Source organism: Pseudarthrobacter sp. fls2-241-R2A-127 (assembly GCF_030209355.1).
GTDB lineage: Bacteria > Actinomycetota > Actinomycetes > Actinomycetales > Micrococcaceae > Arthrobacter.
Genome location: NZ_JARVSF010000015.1, coordinates 35,570 through 50,394, shown reverse-complemented (window position 1 = coordinate 50,394; position 14,825 = coordinate 35,570). Strand labels below are relative to the sequence as shown.

General features: G+C 62.8%; 11 protein-coding genes. 6 read left to right on the top strand and 5 right to left on the bottom strand.

Annotated features, from left to right (window positions below):
* Positions 1 to 97 precede the first annotated feature (97 nt).
* Entirely contained in the window at positions 98 to 1,543 is a 1,446-nt protein-coding gene (locus QRN53_RS12415; RefSeq protein ID WP_285244149.1) for an MFS transporter, read from the bottom strand.
* A gap of 286 nt (positions 1,544 to 1,829) precedes the next feature.
* On the opposite strand from QRN53_RS12415, the gene QRN53_RS12410 reads away from it, so the two are divergent.
* Entirely contained in the window at positions 1,830 to 2,777 is a 948-nt protein-coding gene (locus tag QRN53_RS12410; protein ID WP_285244148.1) for an SGNH/GDSL hydrolase family protein, read from the top strand.
* Between the two features lie 80 nt (positions 2,778 to 2,857).
* On the opposite strand, the gene QRN53_RS12405 is transcribed toward QRN53_RS12410, so the two are convergent.
* Positions 2,858 to 4,078 (bottom strand): ROK family protein, encoded by a 1,221-nt coding sequence (locus tag QRN53_RS12405; protein ID WP_502934844.1) that lies wholly within the window; start codon positions 4,076 to 4,078, stop codon positions 2,858 to 2,860.
* Between the two features lie 131 nt (positions 4,079 to 4,209).
* Here QRN53_RS12405 and xylA point away from each other — a divergent pair, with 131 nt between their 5' ends.
* The 3 genes from xylA (at position 4,210) to QRN53_RS12390 (ending at position 7,814) form a co-directional block, all read left to right on the top strand.
* Entirely contained in the window at positions 4,210 to 5,397 is a 1,188-nt protein-coding gene (gene xylA / locus QRN53_RS12400; protein WP_285244147.1) for a xylose isomerase, read from the top strand.
* 81 nt (positions 5,398 to 5,478) lie between these two features.
* Positions 5,479 to 6,897, top strand: a complete 1,419-nt coding sequence (gene xylB, locus QRN53_RS12395; RefSeq protein ID WP_285244146.1) for a xylulokinase — start codon at positions 5,479 to 5,481, stop codon at positions 6,895 to 6,897.
* Complete coding sequence (locus tag QRN53_RS12390; RefSeq protein ID WP_285244145.1) at positions 6,897 to 7,814, top strand: aldose 1-epimerase family protein; 918 nt, start codon at positions 6,897 to 6,899, stop codon at positions 7,812 to 7,814. Before xylB ends, QRN53_RS12390 begins: the two co-directional genes overlap by 1 nt.
* Positions 7,815 to 7,940: 126 nt before the next feature.
* Here the strand turns inward: QRN53_RS12390 and QRN53_RS12385 are convergent, their stop codons facing one another.
* On the bottom strand, positions 7,941 to 8,714 hold the full coding sequence (locus QRN53_RS12385; RefSeq protein ID WP_285244144.1) for an SDR family NAD(P)-dependent oxidoreductase: 774 nt from the start codon (positions 8,712 to 8,714) through the stop codon (positions 7,941 to 7,943).
* 47 nt (positions 8,715 to 8,761) lie between these two features.
* Positions 8,762 to 9,784 carry a Gfo/Idh/MocA family protein gene (locus QRN53_RS12380; RefSeq protein WP_285244143.1) on the bottom strand — a complete coding sequence of 341 codons (1,023 nt, stop codon included), beginning with the start codon at positions 9,782 to 9,784 and terminating at the stop codon, positions 8,762 to 8,764.
* A gap of 671 nt (positions 9,785 to 10,455) precedes the next feature.
* Between QRN53_RS12380 and QRN53_RS12375 the strand changes: the two genes are divergently transcribed.
* Positions 10,456 to 11,265 carry an SDR family NAD(P)-dependent oxidoreductase gene (locus tag QRN53_RS12375; RefSeq protein ID WP_285244142.1) on the top strand — a complete coding sequence of 270 codons (810 nt, stop codon included), beginning with the start codon at positions 10,456 to 10,458 and terminating at the stop codon, positions 11,263 to 11,265.
* A gap of 76 nt (positions 11,266 to 11,341) precedes the next feature.
* Complete coding sequence (locus QRN53_RS12370; protein WP_285244141.1) at positions 11,342 to 12,172, top strand: SDR family NAD(P)-dependent oxidoreductase; 831 nt, start codon at positions 11,342 to 11,344, stop codon at positions 12,170 to 12,172.
* 225 nt (positions 12,173 to 12,397) lie between these two features.
* On the opposite strand, the gene QRN53_RS12365 is transcribed toward QRN53_RS12370, so the two are convergent.
* On the bottom strand, positions 12,398 to 14,812 hold the full coding sequence (locus QRN53_RS12365) for a glycoside hydrolase family 2 TIM barrel-domain containing protein (protein ID WP_285244140.1): 2,415 nt from the start codon (positions 14,810 to 14,812) through the stop codon (positions 12,398 to 12,400).
* Positions 14,813 to 14,825: the final 13 nt, after the last annotated feature.

Below are 14,825 nucleotides of genomic sequence, written 5' to 3'. Positions count from 1 at the left end.
CGGGTGGGAGGGGTACGTAGCGGACGCGTAATTGGGCAAAAGTGCTTGTGCTCCGGCCGTCAGGGTTGGGGGTGACGGCCGGAGCGGTGGGTGGTGTTTAGCGGGCGCGGCGGATTGGCAGGACCAGGAGGCCTGAGATGATGACGATGATGAAGGCGATTGGCCAGACGATGCCGTAGGAGCCGCCGACGAGGGCGACTGCGGTGCCGGCGGTGACGGGGGCGATGGCGTTGCCGAGGTTTTGTCCGACTGAGGACATTCCGAGGTCGCGGCCTGCTGCTTCGGGGTCGGGGAGCAGGTCGATGAACAGGGCCTGGTCAACGACGAGGAAGACGCCAAGGCCGAGTCCGCCCATGGCTGCCTGGATGAACATGGCAGGAAGAGACGGCCAAACCCAGGGAACGATGAAGCCCAGTGCGATGATCACGGCAGCTGCGATCACGAAAGGCTTCCGACGGTGCAGTTTGTCGGAAAGCTTTCCCGAAACGGCCATTCCGAGCATTGTGGCAGGTAGTGCGACGACCTGCAGGAGGGGACTCATCTGGGCTGCTTCTGCCGCGCTGAGTGCCGGGGTGATGTAGCTCTGGAGCATGTAGATGCTGTAGGTGGTGCCGATGCCGAACCCGGTCCAGAGCAAGACCTTCGAGATCCAGGCCCACCGGTAGTCCCGGTCGCGCAGGGCGACGATGAACGAAGCAAAGATGGTGCCAATCCGGATTTTTCCGTGGGGCAGGTGCTTGGATGACCGGTCCCGGGCAAGGAAAAGCAACGGTACGGTGAGCAGCAGAAGCGTCACGGCGAACGGGTAGTAGCTGGCAAGGCCGATGGCAGCAAAAAGCGCTCCGGCCACCACTGCGCCGAGGATGGCCGCGAAGTACACCACAACTCCGGTGACCGCCGATACCGACCCCAGGCGCTCTTTGGGCACCCGGTCCGCTACCGTGGCCACGAGGGGGCCCTGGGCATTTCCGGCGACCTGGATGACAGACCAGGCAAGAACCAGGAAAAACAGGTTCGGCGCCAGCGGCATCAGCGTGATGCCGGCTGCTCCGACGACAGCGCCGGCAGCGATATAAGGGGCGCGCCGGCCCCACTTTGTCCGGGTCAGATCTGAAAGCGTCCCGATGATCGGGGACAAGACCATGCCCACGACCACGCCTACCGACGTCACCAACGACAGGCCGGCAGCACGTGAAGAGTTGAACTGCGCCAAAAGATCGAGCTGCTGCTGCTGCTCTGAGGTCGGCGTCACGGCGCCGGAAGCAACCTGGCCGCTCAAATTATTCAGTGCGGTCAGGTCAACACCACTGTCGGGCCCGAAGATCCGGGCGAACTCCAGGTTTTGAACCTGCAGCGGGAGCAGGACCGTGAGCACCGCTCCCCACAGCAGGGAAAAGGCCACGCTTGCCAGCGCGTACGTGCTGACATAGCGGCGGTAGGGCCGCGTTTTCGGTTCATAGACGGGGGACAAATCATCCTTCGCCGGCCGGGGCTCCACCGGCGGAGCACCGGCCGCTCCCTGGGCTGCATCAACAGATCCCATGTACAACTCCTTCGTTGATCGCCGCGGGCATCCACCCGCGGAAGCATTCGCAAAACAATATTCCCGCACCGGGAAAAATGGCAATAGCCCGACCAATAAATGTTTAAATGCTTCCTCGAATGAAGTTCTGCCCGCGCCAGCGGCCGTTGGGTTCGACGCCCATGGCCACCGGGGCGGCCGGCTCTTGACGAAGCCGCAAGCGAAAGCTAAATTTTTCCCACCCGGGAACAATCTGGATCGCGAAGTAGCGACTGGAGCCCGGCAAAACCCCCAAGGAGATTGATCTATGCCCGCATGCCTCGGTGCTGTCCGCAAGGTGGCGGCAGCTTGCGCCGTCACCGCCCTTACAGCGTTTTGCACAGCTCTGCCCGCCAACGCCGCGCCTCTTCCTGCACCCGAGCCTGGTGCCCACTACGTTGCCCTTGGCAGCTCCTACGCCGCCGGAGGTGGTCTCGGACCCGCGGATCCAGCGGACCCCGGTGGCCGATGCGGGCGGACCACCATTGCCTATCCATACCTTGTGGCCAGTCAGCTTCATTTGAACCTGACGAACGCGACATGCGGCGGCGCCTCGATCCCCAACATCGCGACGACGCCCCAGCAGATCTGGAGCTGGGATGGCTCCAGCCAGACCGGCGAGCTGCAGATCAACGCCGTCACCGCGGACACGGATCTGGTAACCATCACCATTGGCGGCAATGACGTCAACTATGTCGGCAACCTCATGGCCGAAGCCTGTCGAGGAGACCTTGCGGCAAACCCGCTGAGCGTGATCAGCAACCAGCTGAAGCTGTACGGGTTGTGCACTCCTGTGCCGGACTCGGTCGTGCAGGCCCGCCTCGCCGGCATCAAGGATGCCTTAGCAGCGACCGTGAACGCTGTCCAGGAGAAGGCTCCACACGCGCGGGTGGTCCTGGTTGATTACCTGTCAGTCCTCCCGGACAATGGCAAGCCCTGTGCATCGGTTCCCATCCCGCAGCAGCGTCAGAAGTTTCTTCTTGACGTTGCCCGCGGGATGAGCCTTGCCACCAAGCACGCCGCCCAGCAAACGGGAGCCGAACTTGTCACCGCGTCCAAGGACAGCCAGGGACACGATGCCTGCTCAGCTGATCCGTGGGTCACTGGGTATGACTTTTCCCGCGGTTTTGTCATGATGCACCCGAACGAAGCCGGCCATGCAGCAGTAGCGAAAGCCCTGGTGGAACAGCTGACGCACCCCGGCGCCAGCTCCTGACCGAATCACTCCAAAGACGGTGGCGCCACGAAAATCAGGCGTCACCGTCTTGATCATGTACACGAAAGAAGGCCTGGGGATCACCGTCGCAGTGTATGCGGTGCCTCCAGCACTGACCTAAGCGCGAGGCCCGCCGCACCCAACAAAGCCCCTGTACTCCCCAAAGCCGATACCAGCACGTTTCCGGAAGGGAATCTTCCCGCGGAATACCTCTGGAGGCTATCCATAAGCGAAATTCTCAGCCACGGATCAAGAACGGCAAGGTGCCCGCCAAGGACCACCAACGTAAAAGGTACGATCCGCGCCGAGGACGCCAGGGCCAAGCCAAGACAGAAACCTGCGCGCTCAACCGCCGACAGGGCCCGTGCGTCGCCTTCCTTCAACAACCCCAGCAGCACGGACAACGTTAGTGAGCGGCTGCTTCGGGCTGGATGTCCTGTGAGCCCGGCGGCGTCGGCGATCGCGTCCTGGCCGGCCACCGTTTCCAGGCAGCCCCTCCCACCGCACAAGCAGTCAGAACCGTAAGGATCAACCACGACGTGGCCCACCTCCCCCGCATGACCATCAGCGCCAGTGAAAAGTTCACGGCCGACAACGAGCCCGCCGCCGACACCCACCTCACCTGAAACAAACATGAAATCGGTGTCGGATTGATGGTCCATTTCGGCCAAGGCTGCGGCGTTGGCCTCGTTGCAAAGGACTACACCCAGCGGAGAGCCCGGAAGCAGTACGCGTAGATCCGGCCTGGCATTTTTCCAGCCCAAGTTAGGGGCGCTCACCACAACCTGGCCGGCAGCATCGATCAGTCCCGGCACCGCAAGGCCACCCCCAAGAACATCGATGCCCTTCTTCTCCGCCGCCACGGCTGTCACAGCACACTGCTGACTCAGGGCGGCCATCACTCGTTCCACCCCATCGGAGCGGTTGTCGCGCTCCCGAACCTCGTGCATGAGCAGGGTCCCGGCCAGACTGACCACACCAACGGCAAGGTAGTCAACGTTGATTTCCGCGCCGAGGACCGCTTTGTTGGGGTTCAACTCCAGCTCCACTCCCGGTCGGCCCCTCGACTGTTGATTCAGCCCCACCTCAGTGACCAGGCCGCTCGAGATGAGGTCGAGCACAAGGCTTGATACCGACGCCTTTGTCAGCCCGGTCAGTGCGGAAATCTGAGCCCGGCTGCGACGACCGGCAGGTGAGGTTTCAGCGATTCTGCCCAGCACCAGCGCCAAGTTCCCCCTCCGTACAGCCTCCATATGTCCAGCCCCGGTGACACCTTGGATGTAGGGAGGCACGGCCGTCATCACCACATCTACTCCTTCACGTCACGGGGGCTTTGCCCGGACTGATGTTGACCCGCACCGGGGTCATCCTTATAGTTCAGAGCATAAACTATTTGGCTGCCGCAGCAGCCCCTTTACTGCAAGGACGCATCATGACTCTCTCCCCCACCCCCGCGGATAAGTTCACTTTCGGCCTCTGGACCGTGGGTTGGACGGGTGCCGACCCGTTCGGTGTCGCCACCCGCGCCGCCCTCGACCCCGTGGAAGCAGTGCACAAGCTCAGCGAGCTGGGCGCATATGGCATCACCTTCCATGACAATGACCTGGTTCCGTTCGGCGCCTCCGCCTCGGAGCGGGAGCTGATCCTGAAGAACTTCCGTGCAGCCCTCGCCGAGACCGGCCTAAAGGTTCCCATGGTGACCACCAACCTGTTCAGCCACCCTGTCTTCAAGGACGGCGGCTTCACCTCCAACGACCGCTCGATCCGCCGCTTCGCCCTGTCCAAGGTCCTGCGCAACATCGACCTCGCCGCCGAACTCGGTGCCGAAACGTTCGTCATGTGGGGCGGCCGCGAAGGCAGCGAATACGACGGCTCCAAGGATCTCTCCGCGGCGCTGGACCGCATGAAGGAAGGCGTGGACACCGCCGCCGGCTACATCAAGGACAAGGGCTACAACCTCCGCATCGCCCTGGAGCCCAAGCCAAATGAACCCCGCGGCGACATCTTCCTGCCCACCGTCGGCCACGGCCTGGCCTTCATCGCCCAGCTCGAACACGGCGACATCGTGGGCCTGAACCCCGAAACCGGCCACGAGCAGATGGCAGGGTTGAACTTCACCCACGGCATCGCCCAGGCCCTGTGGGCGGGCAAGCTCTTCCACATCGACCTCAACGGCCAGCGCGGCATCAAGTACGACCAGGACCTGGTCTTCGGCCACGGCGACCTCACCAGCGCCTTCTTCACCGTCGACCTGCTGGAGAACGGCTTCCCGAACGGCGGCCCCAAGTACGACGGCCCGCGGCACTTCGACTACAAGCCCTCCCGCACCGACGGCTACGACGGCGTGTGGGAGTCCGCCAAGGCCAACATGGCCATGTACCTCCTGCTCAAGGAGCGTGCCCTGGCCTTCCGCGCAGACCCGCAGGTACAGGAAGCCCTCAAGACCTCAGGCGTCTTCGAACTCGGCGAGTCCACCCTCGCCGCTGGTGAAAGCACCGCGGACCTGATCGCAGACGCCGCAGCGTTTGAGGACTTCGACGCCGACAAGGCCGCCGAACGCTCCTTCGCGTTCGTCCGGCTCAACCAGCTGGCCATCGAGCACCTCCTGGGCGCCCACTAGCCACTTAGTACCCGCTGCGGGGCCTTGGAGATAATCCAGGCCCCGCAGCGTTTCCATTCCTGCACAAAGAAAAGAACAGCCATGCCGCTCGTAGCCGGAGTCGACAGCTCCACCCAGTCCTGCAAAGTAGTCATCCGCGACGCGGACACCGGAGAACTCGTCCGCCAGGGCCGCGCCACCCACCCCGAAGGCACCGAAGTCCACCCGGACCACTGGTGGACTGCCCTCCAGGAGGCCATCGCGCAGGCGGGCGGCCTCGACGACGTCGCCGCCGTCTCCGTCGCCGGGCAACAGCACGGCATGGTCTGCCTCGACGCCGATGGTGCCGTGGTCCGGCCCGCGCTGCTGTGGAATGACACCCGCAGCGCTGGAGCCGCATCGGAACTGATTAAGGCCGCCGGTGGAGGTGACCCGATTGCCGGAGCGGGATACTGGGCCGGTGCCACCGGAACAGTCCCCGTCGCATCCCTCACACTCACCAAACTGCACTGGCTGACCCAGAACGAACCGGAGAATGCTGCGAAAGTTGCCGCTGTGTGTTTGCCGCACGACTGGCTGACGTGGAGGCTGGCTGGTTACGGTCCGGGTTCCGGTGCCGAAGGTCTTCAGGCCCTCGTGACAGACCGTTCCGATGCGTCAGGCACCGGCTACTATTCGACTGCTGCCGGTCAGTATCTTCCTGCAGTCATCTCGGGTTCGGTCGGCCACCTGCCCGTCTTGCCGCGAGTACTTGGTCCCCTTGAAGCGGCGGGAAAGACCCCGGACGGGGTCCTCCTGGCTGCAGGAGCTGGAGACAACGCCGCCGCCGCCATGGGAGCCGGCGCCCGGCTGGGGGACGTCGTCATGTCACTGGGGACCTCCGGCACGGTCTTCGCGGTCTCCGAAGCACCATCCTCCGACCCCTCCGGTCTGGTGGCCGGATTTGCCGACGCAACCGGCCATTACCTCCCCCTCGTATGCACTTTGAATGCCACCCGGGTTTTCGACGCCACCGCGGCGCTTTTGGGGGTCACCCTGCAGGAATTTAATACCCTGGCGCTCTCTGCGGCCTCCGGTTCAGGCGGTTTGACCCTAGTCCCCTACTTCGACGGCGAACGCACCCCAAACCTGCCGGCCGCGACAGGCTCCTTGCATGGCATCACCCGAGCCAATTACACCCCCGAGAACCTGGCCCGTGCCGCCGTCGAAGGAGTCGTGTGCTCACTCGCGGACGGATTGGCCGCCCTGCAGGCCCAGGGCGTCAAGGCTCGAAGAATTATCCTGGTAGGCGGTGGCGCCCAGTCACCTGCTGTTCAGGACGTGGCAGTTCAACTCCTGGGTATCGACATCACCGTCCCCCAACCCGGCGAATACGTCGCGGACGGGGCCGCCCGCCAGGCTGCCGCCGCCCTGACGGGGAGCTTTCCTGACTGGCCACTGAATGCCGTGGAACGTCCCGCGGCTGCAGACACTGCGCAGGTGCTCTCCAGGTACCGCAGCTATGCAGGCCTTTACGCCTGATGGATGCGTTGGACGCACCGGTGAGCGAGTACGCGATCAGGTCCGGCAGCTACACTGCCACCGTCAGTGCAACAGGAGCTATCCTGCTGAACTTGCAGTTCGGTGAAAGGGATTTGGTCCTTCCGTCGCGCACGGGACATCCCACTCCGGACTACAGGGGCATCATCGCAGCGCCCTGGCCAAACCGCATCGCGGACGGGCGCTACACCTTTGAGGGCAGCGCCCTGGAGCTGCCGCGCAACGAGCTGGCCCGCGGCAATGCACTGCATGGCCTGGTGTTCGACAAGGGTTGGGAGCCGGTGCTCCACGAGGACACGACGGTGATCCTCGAGACGACTGTTTCAGCCTCTAAGGGATATCCGTTCAGCCTGCAGTTGACTGCCGAGTACCGGCTGACACCGGAGGGCCTGAGCATCACGCTGGCCGCCAGGAACACGGGTACATCGGCAGCTCCCTACGGCGCATGTCCCCACCCATACCTGGTGGCCGGCCCGACTCCCTTGGACCAGTGGATCCTTCAGTTCGGTGCCGAGCGGTTCCTCGCCGTTACCGCAGACCGGTTACTTCCGACCGGGGAGCGCGACGTGCACGGCCATGCCTTTGATTATAGGGATCCCCGGCCCATCGGTTCGACGGCCATGGACCACGCGTTTACAGGACTTGCCTTCGACGATTCCGGCCGGGCCGGGCTGACGCTCTGGGACCCTACCGGTGTTGGGGTAGGAATGTCCTGGGACTGCAGCTGCCCTTGGCTTCAATTGCACACGGCCGACCGCACGCCACCCCTGCCCACCAGGTTGGGTCTCGCTGTGGAACCAATGAGCTGCCCTCCGGATGCCTTCAACAGCGGTAAGGACCTCATCCGCCTCTTGGCTGGGGAGGAACATCGGCTCAGCTGCAGTATTTTCGCCCTATGACTGAGCGAGTAATGCTCCTCAGCCCCCGGCTGCGCGGTACGCCACGTTTTGGTGCCGACCAGGCATTCCAGCGGCCCCGGGCCTACCCCGTCCGGGGCCGGTGGTTTCCGCGCACCAGCGCCTCATTTATATCGTTCTCCAGGCGCCATCGGTGTGGACGAGGGCTCCATTCACCTCACAGCTTTCGTCGCTGAGCAGGAAGCTGATGCACTCGGCAACCTGCACGGCGGTTGGAGCCAGCGACGGAGTGGCCGTCCTTGATGCGCCAAGTCCTTCCAGAAGGCCAGGTGACCGCCACTTTGAATCCCCTGGGAGGGAAGGTCTGGGCACTACTGCGTTGAAGCGCAAGCCCCGGGCGCCAAAAGCCAAGGCCGAGTTCTTAGTCAACCCGAGCACAGCGTATTTCGAGGCGGTGTAGGCAGCCCCCGCCGCGGATTCGATCGATCCTGCCTCGGAAGCGAGGTTTACGACGGACCCCCGGCCACGAGCGAGCATCATCGGCAGAACTGCACGGGTGAGATGCATCGGAGCTGTGACGTTCACATGAAAGACGCGTTCCCACAGCTCATCGTCGATGGCGTGAATGGGGGCGAAGTTATCGACAGCACCGGCGATGTTCGCCAGCCCGTCCACCTGCCCGGCACTAGCAACGGCCGCAGTGACGGTTTCAGTGCTGGCTACATCGCCCGGGACGGGCACCAGGTCCAGGCCGGGATTCTGTGCCACCAGGTAGTCGAGACGTTCCTCGTTGATATCCACGGCTATGACGCGTCCCCCCTGGCTGGCTATATGCAGTGCGGTTGCCTGACCGGTCCCCGCTGCAGCGCCAGTGACGATGATGGTCTTGCCTGCAAACTGTCCCTTGCCGCATGGCTTTGCGCGATCAGCTGGCGTGTCCACGGTGGCCTCCTGCTGTGGGCTAAGGGTGCTTCGGGCAGCCATGGGGGCTACTTGAGTGCCCTGACAGGGCTGGACGGTCTTACTGGAAGTCCCGCTGCCTCGTAAAGGGCGTCGATTGCCCGCAGCTGGGCAACAGCTTCGCGGGCGCCCGTCTGAACCGCCCCGCCCCGTATTGCATCTCTAAAGGCTTCCAACTGGTAGTCGTATGTGGAACGCCGGTCCGGACGTTCCGTACGTGAGCCGCAAATACCTTCTATACGGATTTTTCCGCCCAATTGCGGGTGGGTGGGGGTGCCGACACGCATGCGGCCCTTGGAGCCTTGAACTTCGAGTCGCGAGGCCAGCAGGGTCTTGGACCAGATCGAGGACATCAACGTTGACGTGACTCCCCCGACATGGGTCAGCTGCGCTTCCAGCCGGGCGTCGATGGCTCCCCGCGTCCTTGCAGTGGCCTGTACCTCGCCGGTCTCGCCAAACAAGTCGCGAAGCAGCCTCAACGGGTAGTAGCCGAGGTCGAGCAGGCCGCCACCGCCTAAAGCGAAGTTCCACCGTATGTCCCGCCCAGGCGGAATGGGGGCACAGGCGTAGGCATTTGCACCCCAAATTTCCCCCAACTCGCCTGATTCAAGAATCTCGTGCAGTCTTTTCCGCAGCGGGTGGTAGTGCGAGTGGTAAGCCTCCATCAGGACGAAGGAAGACGTGGCAGCAACTGATGCCACTTCCTCCGCAGCCGTTGCGTTGCTTGTAAACGGCTTCTCGCAGAGCACATGTTTTCCCGCATTTAGGGCTTCTACGATCCATTGAGCGTGCAGAGCAGAGGGAAGAGGGATATATACGGCATCGATGTCCGGATCATCCAACAGTTGCGCATATGAAGAATGCACCCTGGCAATGTGGTGTTTGGCCGCGTAACGGGCCGCCCGTTCCGGGACCCGCGCCGCTATGGCAGTTACCTGGATCCCGTCGACCCGTGAACTTGGGCGGAGGAGTGCCTCCTTCACGATGGTGGCCGCTCCCAGCACACCGACGCGGATCGGGTCCTGCGATGCATTCCGCGACTCTGTCGTCATGTCCGCTCCTTTGGGGGTTTGAGTAGAGGCAGGTGTTAGCGCTTCAGTAATGCCGGACAATCCGCAACACGGGTCGGCCTCGTCCGTGTGGTCCCTACATGAGTGACCTTCGTTGATGGAGGTTCACCCGCAGAGTGTCCGACCGACCCCGGCGGCTATGTCACGCCGCCTTGGGAACCAGTTCCCCACACCGGTCCCGGTCACGGAGGCGGAGCCATCAAAGGGCGCATTGGCTCCAGGCGCATCCCAGTCGCTCTGAGTTACTCATGCCCAGTTGGTAATTACTCTCTTAGGAATCGCCCGGCAAGTTTTTCCCATGCGGGAAAAACAGTAGACCCGCCCCCTGATTTCGTCAAGGCCCAGCAGCCCCGGCGGCGTGGGCTCCGCGGCGCCCCGTCGGTTCACCGCGTCGGGGGTTGACTTGCACGGTCAGCACGGCTAAATTTTCCCCAGCCCGGGAAATATCCGCGTTCCGTCCTGGCGCTGCACCCACTGCTTCAAAAAAGGTAAGCGCGATCTCGGCAACTTCAAGCCAAACCGGCAGCGGCTAGGCTGCGGAAGGCTCAGCACAATCGTCCTGGCAGCGATCTCGAAACCGGGCGCTACGCGACTCAGAAGCGACCACCCGGTCGAAGTGACATGCCCGGGAATCTTCAAAGGGGATTTGATCAATGGAACTAAAGAACAAGGTTTTCGCGGTTACCGGTGGCGGCAACGGCATCGGGCGCGAAGTCGTTCTCGAGCTGCTGCGGCGGGGAGCGCGCGTCGCGGCTGTGGATCTCAATCAGTCCGCTTTGACCGAAACTGCCTCGCGTGCCGGCGCACCCGTCGGCGCACTGTCGCTGCACACCCTGAACATCACGGACCGAGCAGCCGTGCAGACACTCCCGGAAGACATTCTCAAGGAGCACAACCAGATAGATGGCCTGATTAACGTCGCCGGGATCATCCACCGGTTTGTTCCCCTCCTGGAACTCTCGATCGAGGAGATTGAACGGGTCATGTCCGTCAACTTCTGGGGCACCGTGTACATGGTCAAGGCGTTCCTCCCCGCGTTGCTCGAACGTCCGACCGCGAGTCTTGTCGACGTCTCCAGCATGGGAGGACTCGTTCCCTCCCCGGGCCAAGGCGCCTATGGGGCAAGTAAGGCTGCCGTGAAGTTGTTCACCGAGACGCTCTACGCGGAACTGCGAGATACCAACATCAACGTCACCGTCGTCTTTCCCGGCGGTGTCGGAACGGACATTCTGGGGAACTCAGGAGTCACCCTCGACACCTCAAAACTGACGCTACCGAATGGGAAACCACCGAAAACTACGTCACCCCAGGATGCCGGACGGCAGATCGTCGACGCGGTGGCGTCCGAATCGTTCCGTGTGCTCATAGGTGCCGACGCCCGCGGTGTTGACCGCCTCGGACGTCTTTCCCCAACCCGGACCATTGACATGGTCGCTGACCGGGTCAAGACACTGATCGGTTGATAACGGCTCGAACGGGCGGTGGCGGGTCCGCTGAAAGGGTCGGCCGGGTCCATAACTACTTTAAAAGGAGCTTTGGATGAATACAGCAGCAACCACCGGTTTGGACCTTGCTGGCAAGGTCGCCGTCGTTACGGGTGCGACGTTGCGGCAGCTTGGGGTAGGCATTGGTGGAGCCACCGCGCGCATGATGGCCGGGAGGGGGGCAAAGGTGGTTGTCGCGGACCTCGAAGAAGATGCTGCGCAGGCGTTGGCGGAAGAGATTGGCGCCGCAGGAGGCGAAGCGATCGCACAGCGTCTGGACCTTAGTGATCCGGGCAGTATCAAGGCTTTGTTTGAGCGTGCGGTTTCTGCCTACGGTACGGTCGATATCCTGCACAACAATGCCGCCGCCGTTCTATCGAAAGACACCACCCTTATCGATCTGGAGATCGACGTGTGGGATGCAATGTTCGACATCAATGTCCGGGGTTATGCCCTTGCCTCCCAGCACGCCGTGAAGCTCATGCTGCAGAACGGAGGAGGGGCGATTGTCAACACTTCCTCCGTGTCCGCCCTTGGCGGTGACATCACCCGGGTGGCCTACGGCGCCTGCAAAGCGGCAATCAATGCACTCACCATTTACACCGCAACCCAGTACGGCCGACAGGGAATCCGATGCAATGCCGTGTGCCCGGGCTTTACACTGAGCGCATCAGCCAAGGGTGGAATTACCGACAACGCACTCGAGATTCTGGGCCGGCATACCCTGACCCCGTATCTGGGCACACCGGAGCACTTGGCCGAGGTTGTCACATTCCTTGCCTCCCCCGCCGCTGCCTACATCACCGGCCAGATCATTTCTGTCGATGGCGGCCTTTTGAGCCACCACCCCCAAACGCACGACCAGCTTGTAGCCGCCGGCGCCTGAGGAGAACCCTGCAGCCAATAGGAAGATATTGATTGTGCAAGGGGCCTGGGATCCGGCTGTACCGGATCCCAGGCCCTTTTGTTTGAGGCTTTGGGTCAGAACCCCTGGTCCTGGCAGGCGGGTGGCGGAGTCCAGGGCATAAGGTCCCGGATCTTCCCGTGCGTCAACGCTAGCGGCGCTGCCTGGTCCTGTTTCCCTGGCCCAGGCAATGCCGCCCGCTGCAGCTTAGATGGCCTTGATGACTGTTTCCACCGTCGCGAATTTTTCAGACTCGATGCTGACCTTGATCTCTCCGGGACCGGTCGGGCGGATGACGGCAAGCGCCTGACCGAGGAAGGTTGTGCAGACCGATGACGCGTAGTCGTCTTCTGATTTTGGATCGGCACTGCCAAGACCCTGGAGGACGCCGTTGCCGCTGACTGTCACTGTCACTGCCGTATTGTTCAGAACATCAATGATGCCGGCATTGTCGGCAATACTGATGGTCACGAAAGCGAGGTCGTTGTCGTCGGCGCGGATTTCGGTCCGGTCCGGGGTTGCTGTCAGCCCGGTAGTGGCCGCAGCGGACCGCAGAACTTCGCGGGCTGTCTCCTGACCGTTGCGGTAGGCGACAGCGACGAGCTCACCGGGCTGGTAGTCCACCTCGAAAACTGCCATGAACCGGTTTGTCTCCCCGGCCGGGGCGCGGCCTACGGTCTGACCGTTGAGGAGCAGTTCGATTTCCTCGGCGTCGGAGTACACCTCGATGGTCATCGGGGTGCCTTCGTAGCCTCCCCAGGTCCAGCTGCTGACGCTGTCACTCCAGGTGTAGAGGGAGGCTTTGAGGCTTTCCTTGTCGGTGATGTCGGGGCGGTGGACTGCGATGTACGGGGTGGTCCGCAACCCCCAGACCACTTCACGCCAGTAGGAGAGCGTACGGCGCTGGCCGGTGACGCCGTGGTCGGCGGTCATGGACAGGCGCCAGGGGTAGTTCCCGAAGAAGGCTTCTTCGGCGGGCTTGTCCGCCCCGAGGCCGGCTTCGCCGATGTATTCCCAGGCAGTCCAGCTGAACTCTCCGATGACCTGCGGGTGGCGTTTGACGTAGTCCCATACTTCATCGAGTTTGTTGGGCAGGCCTTCCGTGCCGACCAGCAGCCGCTGAGGGTGCTGTTTCATGTCCAGCTCGTACCTGCCGTAGGCGTAGTTGTAGCCGGGGACGTCCACCTGGGACATCGCTTCTTCAAGCCGCTCTGTGGCGAGGTCGGATGCGACCAGGTCTTTTGTCAGTTCTCCGAAGTCGCGCATGAAGGAGTTGACTCCGCCGGCATCGTCGGCCTGCTGGCCAACCTGGGCTTTGAGGTCGTGGAGGACGGTCATCATGGGGTTGATGGCGTTGGTGACGGGGCGGGTGTCATCGAGGGTCTTGATGAAGTCGACCATGTCCCGACCGTGGATGGCGCCCCAGGTGTTGCCGGTATCGGAGACCTCGTTGCCGATGGAATACATGATGACGCTTGGGTGGTTGTAGTCCCGCTCCAGCATTTCTGTGAGGTCGCGGCGCCACCATTCATTCATGTCTACGCCGTAGCCGAAACCGAGTCCGGAGGAGGTCCAGCCGTCGGTGAACTCGTCGAGGACCAGCATGCCAAGCCTGTCGCAGGCATCGAGCATTGCAGCGCTGATGGGGTTGTGGGCGGAGCGGATGGCGTTGTAGCCCGCCTCTTTGAGGAGTTCAACGCGGCGTTCTTCCGCGCGGGCGATGGTGGCAGCGCCAATCAAGCCATTGTCGTGGTGGATGCAGCCGCCGCGCAATTTCACTGTTTCACCGTTGATTCGCATGCCGTGCCGCACGTCCCACTCCAGCGTTCTGATACCGAAGCTGGTTTCAACGGTTTCGCCAGCGCTGTTGCTGGGTTCCAAACGGGTCCGGCAGGTGTACAGCGACGGGGAGTCGACGCTCCAGCGCTGAGGGGCATCTACGGTGAACTGCTGGCGCAGCCGCGCGGACTCCAGCGGGCGTACCGCAAGGGAAGCCGATTCGGCCGCAACGATCGTGCCGGTCTTGTCCACGAGTTCGGTGACGACCTTGACGGTGTGCAGTTCTTTGGAGTCGTTTTGGAGCTCGGTGATGACCCCGACGACCGCTGTTTCTGCGTCGGCGCTGATGGTGCGGATTTTGACGCCGTTCCGTGCCACGTGGAGGGGCGGGCCGACAAGCAGGTGGGTGTCCCGGTAAATTCCCAGGCCGGAGTACCAGCGGGCGTCGAAGTGGTTGCGGCACTCCACCCGGATTTCGTTGTCGCCGTCGTGCAGGTAGGGGTCGATCCGGACCGAGAAGGGGATGTATCCGTACGGACGCTGGCCGACGAAGGCGTCGTTGACGAAAATCATCGCCCCACGGTAGACGCCGTCGAACTGGATCTCGACCCGCCCTTCCCGGAAGCCCTCCGGCGCGTGGAAGGTCTTGACGTATTCGATGACGTCTTCGCCGTAGTATCCGGTGAGGCCCCCCGGCTGGTTGTCGGCGGAGCGGGGCTGGGAAATCAGCCAGTCGTGGGGCAGCGTGACAGGAACCGGCGCCTGTGCCTGGCCCATGATCTCGAGGAAAGGGCTGGTTTGGCGGCGGACACCCCAGCCGTGATTAAAGGATGTTTTCTGCATCGTTGTTTTCCTT

Coding starts and splice junctions, on each gene's coding strand:
- xylA (WP_285244147.1), top strand. CDS start 4,210: ATGACTCTCTCCCCCACCCCCGCGGATAAGTTCACTTTCGGCCTCTGG.
- QRN53_RS12365 (WP_285244140.1), bottom strand. CDS start 14,812: ATGCAGAAAACATCCTTTAATCACGGCTGGGGTGTCCGCCGCCAAACC.
- xylB (WP_285244146.1), top strand. CDS start 5,479: ATGCCGCTCGTAGCCGGAGTCGACAGCTCCACCCAGTCCTGCAAAGTA.
- QRN53_RS12405 (WP_502934844.1), bottom strand. CDS start 4,078: ATGACGGCCGTGCCTCCCTACATCCAAGGTGTCACCGGGGCTGGACAT.
- QRN53_RS12370 (WP_285244141.1), top strand. CDS start 11,342: ATGAATACAGCAGCAACCACCGGTTTGGACCTTGCTGGCAAGGTCGCC.
- QRN53_RS12380 (WP_285244143.1), bottom strand. CDS start 9,784: ATGACGACAGAGTCGCGGAATGCATCGCAGGACCCGATCCGCGTCGGT.
- QRN53_RS12375 (WP_285244142.1), top strand. CDS start 10,456: ATGGAACTAAAGAACAAGGTTTTCGCGGTTACCGGTGGCGGCAACGGC.
- QRN53_RS12390 (WP_285244145.1), top strand. CDS start 6,897: ATGGATGCGTTGGACGCACCGGTGAGCGAGTACGCGATCAGGTCCGGC.
- QRN53_RS12415 (WP_285244149.1), bottom strand. CDS start 1,543: ATGGGATCTGTTGATGCAGCCCAGGGAGCGGCCGGTGCTCCGCCGGTG.
- QRN53_RS12410 (WP_285244148.1), top strand. CDS start 1,830: ATGCCCGCATGCCTCGGTGCTGTCCGCAAGGTGGCGGCAGCTTGCGCC.